General features: G+C 62.0%; 9 protein-coding genes. 5 read left to right on the forward strand and 4 right to left on the reverse strand.

What is annotated here, in order from left to right; translation table 11 throughout:
* Positions 1-6 precede the first annotated feature (6 nt).
* Complete coding sequence (locus GOB93_RS11080) at positions 7-1,521, forward strand: succinate CoA transferase (protein WP_173583562.1); 1,515 nt, start codon at positions 7-9, stop codon at positions 1,519-1,521.
* 29 nt (positions 1,522-1,550) lie between these two features.
* Here the strand turns inward: GOB93_RS11080 and GOB93_RS11085 are convergent, their stop codons facing one another.
* Together GOB93_RS11085 and GOB93_RS11090 are read right to left on the reverse strand one after the other, a co-directional pair.
* On the reverse strand, positions 1,551-2,357 hold the full coding sequence (locus tag GOB93_RS11085) for a Crp/Fnr family transcriptional regulator (protein ID WP_338422357.1): 807 nt from the start codon (positions 2,355-2,357) through the stop codon (positions 1,551-1,553).
* 60 nt (positions 2,358-2,417) lie between these two features.
* Positions 2,418-3,713, reverse strand: a complete 1,296-nt coding sequence (locus tag GOB93_RS11090; RefSeq protein WP_173583563.1) for a Tad domain-containing protein — start codon at positions 3,711-3,713, stop codon at positions 2,418-2,420.
* 450 nt (positions 3,714-4,163) lie between these two features.
* Here GOB93_RS11090 and gltX point away from each other — a divergent pair, with 450 nt between their 5' ends.
* The 3 genes from gltX to GOB93_RS11105 all read left to right on the forward strand — a co-directional run bounded on the left by gltX (position 4,164) and on the right by GOB93_RS11105 (position 6,760).
* Positions 4,164-5,492, forward strand: a complete 1,329-nt coding sequence (gene gltX, locus GOB93_RS11095) for a glutamate--tRNA ligase (protein WP_173583564.1) — start codon at positions 4,164-4,166, stop codon at positions 5,490-5,492.
* Between the two features lie 296 nt (positions 5,493-5,788).
* Positions 5,789-6,241 carry a hypothetical protein gene (locus tag GOB93_RS11100; protein WP_173583565.1) on the forward strand — a complete coding sequence of 151 codons (453 nt, stop codon included), beginning with the start codon at positions 5,789-5,791 and terminating at the stop codon, positions 6,239-6,241.
* Between the two features lie 54 nt (positions 6,242-6,295).
* Complete coding sequence (locus GOB93_RS11105; protein WP_173583566.1) at positions 6,296-6,760, forward strand: hypothetical protein; 465 nt, start codon at positions 6,296-6,298, stop codon at positions 6,758-6,760.
* 50 nt (positions 6,761-6,810) lie between these two features.
* Here the strand turns inward: GOB93_RS11105 and GOB93_RS11110 are convergent, their stop codons facing one another.
* A complete protein-coding gene (locus GOB93_RS11110; RefSeq protein WP_173583567.1) occupies positions 6,811-7,665 on the reverse strand; it encodes a pyruvate, water dikinase regulatory protein in 855 nt (284 codons plus the stop codon).
* A 316-nt stretch (positions 7,666-7,981) separates the two neighbouring features.
* On the opposite strand from GOB93_RS11110, the gene GOB93_RS11115 reads away from it, so the two are divergent.
* Positions 7,982-8,779, forward strand: coding sequence for an FkbM family methyltransferase (locus GOB93_RS11115; RefSeq protein ID WP_173583568.1), 798 nt, complete (start codon positions 7,982-7,984; stop codon positions 8,777-8,779).
* Positions 8,780-8,998: 219 nt separating this feature from the next.
* On the opposite strand, the gene ppdK is transcribed toward GOB93_RS11115, so the two are convergent.
* Positions 8,999-11,674 (reverse strand): pyruvate, phosphate dikinase, encoded by a 2,676-nt coding sequence (gene ppdK, locus GOB93_RS11120; RefSeq protein WP_173583569.1) that lies wholly within the window; start codon positions 11,672-11,674, stop codon positions 8,999-9,001.
* Positions 11,675-11,808: the final 134 nt, after the last annotated feature.

Consider the following 11,808-nt stretch of genomic DNA (forward strand, 5'->3'; position numbering starts at 1 on the left):
TCCGCTATGGAACAGGATCGGGTCCGCCCCCCGGCGCTGCGGCGCAAAATCTGCAGCGCGGAAGACGCCGCACCACTGATCGGAAACGGCATGACGATCGGCAGCGGTGGCTTCACCCCGTCCGGAACTCCGAAAGCCGTGCCCCGCGCTCTCGCCGCCCGGATCGAAGAAGCGCATGCGCAGGGCCACCCTTTCGCGATCCGCCTTTTCACGGGCGCATCGACAAGCCCGGATCTGGACGGCGCCCTGGCCCGCGCCAGCGGCGTCAGCTTCCGCATGCCCTATAACGGCGACGCCACCATGCGCGCGAAAATCAACGCCGGAGAGACCGCCTATGTCGATCTGCATCTCAGCAAGGTCGCACCCTGGGTCAGGGCCGGCTTTTTCGGAAAGGTCGATATCGCCGTCATAGAAGCCGCCGCCATCCTGGAAGACGGCGGCATCGTCCCGACCCTCGCCGTCGGCAACAACAAAACCTGGCTCGACCTGGCCGAAAAAGTCATCATCGAGGTCAATTCCTGGCATAACCCCGCCATCCACGGTCTGCACGACATCTGGGGCGGCGATCTCCACCCCGAAGAGCGCCTCCCGATCCCCATCCGCCGCCCGGATGACCGCATCGGCGAGACGGTCTTTCGCGTCGATCCCGACAAAATCGCCGCGATCGTTCTGACAAACGAGCCCGATCAGAACGCCTCTTTTCGCGATACCGACGACAGCGCCCGCCAGATCGCAGGCCATCTGATGGAGTTCTTCCGCCACGAGACCGCCCACGGCCGGCTGCCGGCCTCTCTGCCGCCGCTGCAATCCGGCGTCGGCAATGTCGCCAATGCCGTCATGGCCGCTTTCGTCGACAGTCCGTTCGAAAATCTCTTCGCCTATACTGAGGTGATTCAGGATGGCATGCTCGCCATGATCCATTCCGGAAAAATGCGCGCCGTCTCCGGCTCCGCCTTTTCCGTCAGTCGCGACGCCGCCGAAATCCTCAACCGGGACATGGAGACCCTGCGGGAAAAACTCATTCTGCGCCCGCAGGAAATCAGCAATAACCCCGAAATCATCCGTCGTCTCGGCTGCGTCACCATGAACACGATGATCGAAGCCGACATCTACGGAAACGTAAATTCCACCCGCGTCATGGGCTCGCGTGTGCAGAATGGCATCGGCGGCTCCGGAGACTTCGCCCGCAGTTCTCATCTGTCCATATTCATGGCCCCGTCGACCGCGAAGAACAGCGCCATCTCAGCCATCGTGCCAATGACAGCGCATGTCGATCACATCAGTCAGGATGTTCAGATCATGGTGACCGAACAGGGGCTGGCCGACCTGCGCGGCCTCCCGGCCCGGCAGAGGGCCAGACTGATCATCGAGCGCTGCGCCCATCCGGAGTACAGACCGATGCTGAAAGACTATCTCATACGCGCCGAAACCGGCGTTTACGGCGGCGAAACCCCGCATCTTCTGACAGAATCCCTCTGCTGGCATCAGCGGTTTATCGAAACAGGATCAATGCGGATATGATACGCTGTCCCGTCCGGCAAAAACCGGCCTCAGCGCGTCAGCAACGCCTTCAGCCCCGGCAGATCAAGGCGCACATGCCGCGCATCCACCCGTGTGATCAGCTTCCGCTCTTCCAGCGCCCCGATCATCCGGCTTACGCTCTCCACCGTCGTGTTGAGATAGGCCGCAATATCCGTCCGGTCCATGATCAGGGACAGCACCCCGGTCTGTGTGTCATAACATTCCGGCTTCTGGCTGCACTCGATCAGAAACCCCGCCAGCCGCTTGGCGACACGCTGATGCGTCACCAGAAGAAGGTGACGCTGGGACAGGCGAAGATGGGCGATGGCCTCCACCAGGAAATCACCCTGCAGACCAGGCTCCGTCAGAAACAGGGCTTTCAGGGCCGGGCGTGAAAACCGGATGAGATCGCAGTCCGTCAGCGCATCGGCAGAGTTGAGATAGAGGTCATGATCCGCCAGCCCGAACAGGTCTCCGGGCCAGTGAAACGCCACGATCTGCGTGCGCCCGTCTTCAAGCTGATGCTCAGCCTTTATCACACCGGAGCGGATCAGAAAGACGAACTCCGCTTCATCACCCTGCCGGACAACAGGCGTCCTGGCCTTCACGTCCAGCGGCACCGCTATCGCCGAAAGCGCGGCGACGGTCTGAGTCGACAGAATAAGATTACCCGCACTGTCAACCGTGTCGCCGGGCACCTCCCCCGCGGCACGGATGCGCAGCGACAGGGGAGTTGCCGCCGGAGCCGTCATGACACTGTCCTCACTGACCTGATGCTCTGCCCCGGTAACGACCACCGCACAGCGCGTCAATGCCCGGAAATACTCCCGCGCCACCCGTCTCCGGCCCCGCCTCCGCGATCTTCTTTCCAGGCCTCTTTCCGGGAAGGCATCAGATTACTGTGAAAGATGCGCCGTTGCCAGAGTGCGCCGGAACAGCGTCTGCAGGGCAGCGGATACATCGTCATTGGTCGAAACCTGATAGAAAAGCCCCGGCGAAGCACAGGATTCCAGCGCCGCCCCGATCGTGTCCGTCGGTGTCAGCTTCGGCACGACGTTCGTCACGGACCAGGCGTTGCTCTCCAGATCGTCGACCAGATACTGCGTATAAAGCACCGCGATCCGGATATTCCGGTTTGTTTTCAGATCGTCACAAAGTGCTGAGGGGATGACCCCGAGCTTCCGGCTGCCGGAGACGTTTTCATCACGCATGCCATCCGTCAGCAGGAACAGCACAGCCTGAGGGGTATCCCCCTGGCTGTTCGCCCCGCCACCGGAAACCGCCGGAAGAATTTCGGCTTCCCCCGTGAACGCCTGGGTGAAATTCGTGTCCATATCGCTGTCCGAAACACCGCAGACGCGGCTGTTATTCGTGCAGACAGGCAGAAGCTCAATCTGGTTCGCCGCCTGCGTCAGCACGGTCGCGTTGTCGGAAACGGTCGACAGAGACCGGAAAGTATAATCAAAGGTCGAAATCGCCAGCCGGTAGGTCGCGGCATCAGCGCCACCACTTTCGCTGGCTGTCTGAATCAGATCCGTCACCGCGGAACGGATCACATCAATCCGGAGTGAAATCCCCAGATTGAGAGCGACCTGGTAGTTATCGATATATTTCCCCGTGGCCGGACTGAGCGCCGTATAGCCAGGATTCGTCTTCGAAGTGCTGGTCTGGTGACAGGCAAACGCGCAGCCTGCACCCGAACTCTGTCCCCGTGTCGCCGTCAGCATCGCGGACATGCCGTCGGACGTGGCCGGAAAAGCCATGGACGGCGACGTGTCCACAAGGAGATAGAAATCGATATTCGCTGGAGCCGATCCGGTCGCCTGACTCATGCCGCTCAGCGTAATGGATGACACGCCGACGAGACCGCCGATCAGGCACGGGACAGACGCCGTGTAGGTGAGCGTCACCACCCGTTTGACCGTGGCCGTCTCGCTGTCCGTCGAACTCACCGTGACCGAAACCGACCCGACGGTCACGCCCGAAACCGTGGACGCAAAAGACCGGAACAGGGTTTCCGCGTCGGTCTGCGCCTGCTGTTCGGATTCGGTGATTCTGGCAGGGCTGACCGTCGCAAGCGTGGCCGCATCCGCCATACCGTTCAGCTTGCCGCGCATCTGCACAGCCCGGCCGTAATCCACCGCCAGACCGACCGCGAGCAACATTGGCAGGATCGCGAAAACCGCAACCATGGCAGCGCCGCCGCGCAGATCGGATAAAAATCTCCGCCAGCGTCTTATGGTCTACGGACAGAACTCATCCGCCGTCACTCTCCCGAAACCGAAAGCCGGAGAAAACCAGCCAGAAAAAGCCCGGAACGGAACAAACCCGGATCGGGATAAAGACAATGAGACGCGCTCCCGAATATCCCGGAGCAGCCTGGTCAGAGAAAAACCGCAGGGCCGGTATCCGGTCCGCCAGTCCCACCGGAATCTGCTACAATGTCCATATTAACGACCGCTTAATGCGCGCCGTTCCAGCAGTCTCCGTGCACCACCTTCCCCGCATGACCCCCGGCCCGCTCAGTCTCGCAGACACCGCAGCATCCCCGATGGTATCGTCATGACCATCATCCGGCATCCTCTGGCACCAGTGCGCCATCCCTCTGGCATTTTCCGCCGCAGACCGGCATAAACCCGCGCATGAAATTACGTTTCGCGCCCAGCCCCACCGGAATGCTTCACGTCGGCAACGCCCGCCAGGCGATCGCCAACGCCTTGTTCGCCCGTCGCCATAAAGCGACCTTCCAGCTCCGTATCGACGATACCGATACCGGCCGCTCGAAAGAAATCTATGCCGAAGCCATCCGCACCGATCTCGAATGGCTCGGCATCCGCTGGGACGAAACCTTTCGCCAGACCGAACGCCTGGAGCGTTACGCCCTCGCCATCCAGGCCCTGAAACGCACCGGCCGCCTCTACCCCTGCTTTGAATCGGAGCAGGAACTGGCCATGAAGCGCGAACTGCGGATTAAACAGCGCAAGCCGCCTCTCTATGATCGCGCCATGCTGAAAATGACCCCCGAGCAGCGCGCCCAGGCCGAGGCCAACGGCAAGGTGCCCTACTGGCGTTTCCGCCTCTCCGACGGCAGCAAATCCTGGACCGACGCCGTCATGGGCGCCTGCTCCGTCAAACTGACCGCAATCTCCGATCCCGTCCTCGTCCGCGCCGACGGCACCGTGCTCTACACGCTCGCCTCCGTCGTCGATGACCTCGAAACCGGCATCACCAATATCATCCGCGGTGAAGACCACATCACTAATACCGGCGTGCAACTCGACATCGCCGAAGCCCTCGGCGCGAAACCGAACCGCTTCGCGTTCGCGCATCTGCCGCTTCTGCTCGACGAAGGCGGTGGCAAGCTTTCCAAGCGCTTCGATGCCCTCTCGCTCAAAACCCTCCGCCAGGACGGCATCGAGGCGAAAGCCCTCGTCTCCTATCTCGCCCGCCTCGGCAGCTCGGACGACCCCGAACCACTCGATTTCGACACGCTCGCACAGACATACGACCTGTCGCACATCTCGAAATCCTCCGCCCGCTTCGACATGCGCCAGCTCCTCGCCCTGAACCGCCGCGTCCTCGCGACAACACCGTTCAGCGACGTGCAGGGCCGCCTCCCGCCCGGCACCACGGAAGCCTTCTGGCTCGCCATCCGCGGCAACATCGAGTTGTTCTCCGAAGCCGCTCACTGGTGGACCGTCACCCATGACGATATCGTCCCGCCCGTGCAGGACGGGGAAGGGGAGTTTCTCGCCAGGGCCTCGGAACTGCTCCCGCAGGTTCCCTGGTCCGACACCACCTGGAAAGACTGGACCACCGCCCTGAAAGCCGCCACCGGCCGCAGCGGCAAGGCCCTGTTCCACCCGCTCCGTCTCGCTCTCACCGGCGAGGAACAGGGACCGGAACTCCGCGATCTTCTCCCCATGATCGGCCCCACCCGCGCCCGCTCCAGACTCCTCGCCGGTCTGTAAATACTTCCGCCTGCCGCCCGGAAGGGCGGCAGGTTCCCGGCCCCGCGACCTTCCTCGATTCATACGGCACCCGACTGATCCATCAGAAAACCTCCTGAACCATGACCTCCCCGGTCAGCGCCGATCCGTTTCCTGCGCTTCTGCAGAAACCCCGTTCTGAAAACAGGCTTTACAGAGCGGAACCATCCGCCGCACCCCACCGGTTCCGATCATGCAGACCGGGCAGAAAGCCCGGACATCCCAGCCTCACGCAGACATAAATTGACACTGTGCCCGCTTTCACGGACCCTGACGCCATGGCTGGCCCCCTTCCCACACCAGACACACAGAATTCCGAAACGACGGTCTTCGCGTTTCCCGGAAAACGCGTGCTCACCCGTGAAGAAGCCGCCCGCTATCTCGGTGTCGGCACTCTCAGACTGCGCCTGCTCGAAATTGCCCGTTGCGGACCGATCCCGTTCGCACCGGGGCGCTACCGCACCACCGAACTGGACGTCTACCGTACCGAGCTGTTCCTGCGCGCCGGTCTGCCACCCGCGGAGGCCGAACGGCGTAATCGTCAGGCAGATGAAATTCTGACGCAAAACGGCGAAGCGCCTGAGGACCCGTTCGTGGAAATGGCCACGGCCCGCGACCTCCGCCAGGTCGGAACCTTTATCCTCGGCCGTGTCGCAATTGGTATCGGACTGATAATTATCGTATTGTCGCACACGCCGCTGTGGCATTTCCTGCGGCATTCCCTAAAATAGGCCCGGCTTCAGCCGCATCTCAATCTTAACGCACCTCACCGACAGGGCCTGACCATGAACCGACCGTCCTTGTTGCCGCAAACCCTGCGCTTCGGGCCCGTTCTCCTCGCCTGCCTCGCGCTCGCCGCCTGCATGCCGCAACGCTTCCAGGTCGTCGCCGCCAACCAGAGCGTCGCCTCCACCGGACAGTTTGTCGATGTCTCCTCCATCGGAGGACGCTCCGTGCCGCTCCAGTCAGTCGTGGTCCTGGAGCCGGACTGCTCCTCCGCCGGAAGCGCCGTCATCCAGGTCGAAAACCCGCCGCAACAGGGTCAGGTCACGATCGAAAACGGCCTGTACTACCCGTCCTACCCCTCTTCAGACAGCCAGCGTTACGCCTGTAACGTGAAGAAACGTCCCGGCACCGCCGCGATCTACACCCCGCCTCCCGGGTTCCAGGGAACCGTCTTCACCACCCTGCGGATCACCGGACCGATGGGCCGGAGCACGTCGCGCGTTTACCGCATTATCGTCCAGTAACCGCAGCGGAACGCCCGCATGATGTAATCTGCGCGCCCTGCAAGTGCGTTTCAGCCCGGCAGCCTCGTCGGCCCCGGATGCTCCAGAATCTCCAGAATCGCGGCACTCGTCTCCTCAATCGAGCGCCGCGTCACATCCACGACCGGCCACCCGTGCCGCGCACAGAGCCTGCGCGCCCAGAGAAGCTCCACCCGGACCTCCTCCGGATCGACATAGCTTGTCTCATGCAGCGCCGATTTATCCCCCGGACGGACCGCAACCATCGAACTGAGTCGTGTACGGCGAATTTCCACCAGAGCATCCGGATCGATCGTCAGCCCGATCACCGGTACCCGCGCCTCAAACAGCTCCGGCGGCAGAGGCGTGTCCGGCACCAGCGGCACATTCGCCGCCTTGATGCCCCTGTTCGCCAGATAAAAACATGTCGGCGTCTTCGAGGCCCGTGACACCCCGACAAGAATCACGTCCGCCTCACGCAGCTCACGTGTCTGCTGCCCGTCATCATGCTCGATCACATAATGCATGGCATCGATGCGACGGAAATAATTCTCATCCATCACATACTGACCGCCGGCGTGCCCGGATGGCTGCGTTCCCGTCACACGCTCCAGCAGCGCCAGCGTGCTGTTCATCACATCCAGCAGTTGAACCCCGACCCGCGCACAGCCATCCTCCAGATCTTTCTGCAACTCATGATCCGTGAGCGATGACAGAACCGGCCCGCGCTCCGCCGCAATCCCCGCCATCACCCGCCGCAGCTGCGTCCGCGTCCGCACTAGATTCCAGTGCCGGACCTCAAACTCATTCTCCGGAAAATGCGGCACACAGGCCCGCGCCAGAGAGTCCAGCGTCTGCCCGATCCCTCCCGACACCAGATGAAGAATAATTCCCGGCTTCGTCGTCATGTCCGCACCGTCCGATAAATAAAGTCTGATTATGGCGGAATGCTCCATCCTGACAACGGGACAGCCGGATCAGAGTGTCTGCAATAGTGCGGAACGCCATCCGGTCCGAAAAAATTATGCAGCCGCAAATAAAATCTTACGGCATCCCCGATCGGATCGAAAACCATGAAGAGGCCGGCAATGAACCATTCCGTACCGGACTTCTTTTGAAGTTCTGGGAAGCAGACGGTGCTACGGCAGAACGGGGCTGCCCAGCTGTTCCGGATCACAGCTTCAGCTCAGGTAAACGTACCGGATGTTGTGGAGAATGCAGAGCATGAGTGAAGTCATTTCTTCAGCGGATCATCGGATCGTCATTGTCGATGTCGGCGCGTCCGGCGGCCTGCAGGAAAAATGGGCGAAACAGCCCGGCCTGATCAGACCGGTCCTGTTCGAGCCGAACGCCATCGAGGCAGAGCAGTTGCGGGGATCGCTGTCTCACATCCCCGGCGCCCTCGTGATCGAACGAGGCCTGTCATCACGGGCCGGAGAGTTCGAACTCACAATCGGACGGCATTACGGCTGCACATCGTTGCTGAAAGCCGACCCCGATATGCTGGCCGGCTATTCGATCGCTCCTCTCTACGAGGCAACAGGCACCGCGCAGGTCCGATGCGACCGATACGACACGTTATACAGCCAGGGAGAGGTTCCCGCTCCCGATGTCATCAAACTCGACGTCGAAGGCTATGAATATGAGATTCTGCTGGGCTTCGGAGGTCTCCTCGATCAGTGTCTGGGAATAGAGGTCGAGGCCTGGCTGACCCCGATCTACCGGAACACAAAACTTCTGCACGAACTCATCGACTATCTCCGCCGTTTCGGCTTCGTCCTGCGCCGTTTCGATCCGGTTAATGCTTTCGACGGAGACCTCATCCTCGGAGACGCCTTCTTCACGCTGAACAGAGCGCGTGCCGACAGCCTCGATCCCGACAGAAAACGAAAATTCCAGACCCTGCTGAAAACCTGGAATCTGTCGGAATACTCAGCCGAAAACGAAACCCACGGTCCCGCCTCCAAACGCCGCGCAAAACGACTCAAACGGCTCCTTTCCGCTGTCCGCCGGAGACTGTGACCGCTCTCCTCAGGGCTTTGCCCCGAACCCCACAAAAGGGCCGCAGTCCCTTTGATCCCGGTTTATTAAATCAAAACGGACGAGGGGACCGCGACCCCTTCCAGGTGCGGGGCAGAGCCCTGCCTTGTCCTCTGTCTGCAAATATCCAGACATAAAAAACGGGAGGAAGCCGCCCGAAAGCAACCTCCTCCCGCCCGAAAACCGGACCGCGCGATCAGATCACGCCGGAATGCCCGCCTGCTTCTTCTTTGCCAGAACCGCCTGGGCCGCCGCCAGACGCGCCACCGGCACGCGGAACGGCGAACAGGATACATAGTCCAGCCCGACACTCTCGAAGAACGCGATCGAATCCGGATCGCCGCCATGCTCGCCGCACACGCCCAGCTTCAGCTTCGGCTTCGTCTTCCGGCCACCCTCGGCGCCCATCTGAACCAGCGCCCCCACGCCCTCACGGTCAATGGAGACAAACGGGTCCTTCGGCAGCAGCCCGTGATCGACATAATAAGGCAGGAACGATCCCGCATCGTCTCGCGAAAGACCCAGCGTCGTCTGCGTCAGATCGTTGGTGCCGAACGAGAAGAAGTCCGCCACCTCCGCGATCTGTCCCGCCGTAATCGCCGCACGCGGCAGCTCGATCATCGTGCCGATCATATAGTCCAGCGTCGTGCCCTGCTCGGCAAACACCGCCGCAACAACCGCCTCGGCCGCCTTGCGCGTGACCTCAAGCTCCGTTTTCATGCCAACCAGCGGAATCATGATCTCCGGAACAATCGACTCGCCCGCCTCACGGGACACCGCAATCGCCGCCTCCATGATCGCCCGGACCTGCATCGCGTAGATCTCGGGATAGGAAATCCCGAGACGGCACCCGCGATGACCCAGCATCGGGTTCGCCTCAGACAGCGCCGAACGCCGCGCCCGCAGCGACTCAATGCTCTGACCCAGCGCCCCGGCCACCTCCGCCAGCTCCGCCTCACCATGCGGAAGGAACTCATGCAGCGGCGGATCAAGCAGACGGATCGTCACCGGCAGCCCGCGCATGATGCGGAAAATCGAAGCGAAATCGTCCCGCTGGAATGGCAGCAACGCCCCGATCGCCTTCTTCCGGGCTTCCGGATCGTCCGCCATGATCATCTGACGCACATGTCCGATCCGGTCCGGCCCAAAGAACATGTGCTCTGTCCGGCTCAGACCAATGCCCTCGGCCCCGAATTTCCGCGCCGTCTCGGCATCGTCCGGCGTCTCCGCATTGGCGCGCACCCGCAGACGACGCACATCATCGGCCCAGCCCATCAGCGTGCCGAAATCGCCGGAAAGGGTAGGGGGGATCGTCGCCACTTTGCCGACATAGACAGCACCCGTGCCGCCATCGAGGGTGATCCAGTCACCCGCCTTCAGCGTCACACCGTTCGCCGTCAGCGTCTGTGCCTTGTAGTCGACATGGATGCTGCCCGCGCCGGCCACACAGACACGACCCATGCCACGCGCCACAACCGCCGCATGAGACGTCATGCCACCACGCGTCGTCAGAACACCGCGCGCCGCATGCATTCCGTGCACGTCCTCCGGCGAGGTCTCGATACGGACAAGAATCACATCCTCGCCCTGAGCCGCCCGGTCCTCAACCTCTTCCGCCGTGAAGACAATCGCACCCGCCGCAGCGCCCGGCGATGCCGGCAGCCCGCGCGCGATCTGCGTCTTCTCCGCTTTCGGATCGAGCGTCGGATGCAGCAGCTGATCGAGCGAGGTCGGCGGAACGCGCTGGATCGCTTCCTCCTGCGTGATCAGCCCCTCACGCGCCATATCGATGGCGATCTTCAGCGCCGCCGCCGCCGTCCGCTTGCCCGTACGGGTCTGCAGCATGAACAGCGTGTTGCGCTGTACCGTGAACTCGATATCCTGCATGTCGCGATACTGCTTCTCCAGCAGTTCGCGCACGCGCATCAGCTCGCCATAGGCTTTCGGAAGAATCTTCTCCATCGGAGACTGATCCGGCGTCGCCTTCTCAGCCGCCATCGGCTGCGGCGTGCGGATGCCCGCCACCACGTCCTCACCCTGCGCGTTCACCAGATATTCGCCGTAGAACACGTTCTCGCCCGTGGACGGATCGCGCGTGAAACACACGCCCGTCGCACAGTCATCGCCCATATTGCCGAAAACCATCGACTGCACGTTGACCGCCGTGCCCCAGCTCGCCGGAATCTCATGCAGCTTGCGATAGGTGTTCGCCCGCGGATTCATCCACGAACCGAACACAGCGCCGATCGCACCCCAGAGCTGCGCCTGCGGATCGGTCGGGAAGGGCTTGCCCGTCTCCCGCTGCACGATTTCCTTGTAACCCTCGACAATCTCGCGCCAGTCAGCAGCCGTTACCGCCGTATCGTCATGCACGCCAAGACCACGCTTGGCCTGCTCCAGAAGATCCTCGAAGCGATGATGCGGAACCCCCATCACCACCGAGCCATACATCTGGATGAACCGGCGATAGCTGTCCCAGGCAAACCGCTCGTCACCGGAAGAGCGCGCCAGCCCCTCGACGGTCTGGTCGTTCAGCCCGAGATTCAGAACCGTATCCATCATGCCCGGCATCGACACGCGCGCGCCCGAGCGGACCGAAACCAGCAGCGGCGCATTCGCATCGCCGAAGGTCAGCCCCATCACCTCCTCGACACGGTGCAGCGCCCCCGCCACCTCTTCGGCCAGACCCTGCGGATAGTTGTTCCCGTTTTCATAGAACGCGGAACAGACCTCCGTCGTGATGGTAAATCCCGGAGGCACAGGCAGTCCGATCGAAGCCATCTCCGCCAGATTGGCTCCCTTGCCACCAAGCAGATTGCGCATTCCGGCGCCGCCCTCATTCAGGCCGCCACCGAAGCTGTAAACCCATTTCGTCATGACCAGTACTCTCCGAGCGCGGAGCTTCCGAAATCCGCATTTCCGGTCGTCCCGGGAAGGAAATGCAGGCCTGGAGGCAATCCGCGGGGATTTATTATTATTCAGTCGACCGGCTCCCGGGGCCAGCATCATGG

Origin of the sequence: Acetobacter musti (genome assembly GCF_011516835.1) — a bacterium.
Classification (GTDB): Bacteria; Pseudomonadota; Alphaproteobacteria; order Acetobacterales; family Acetobacteraceae; genus Acetobacter; species Acetobacter musti.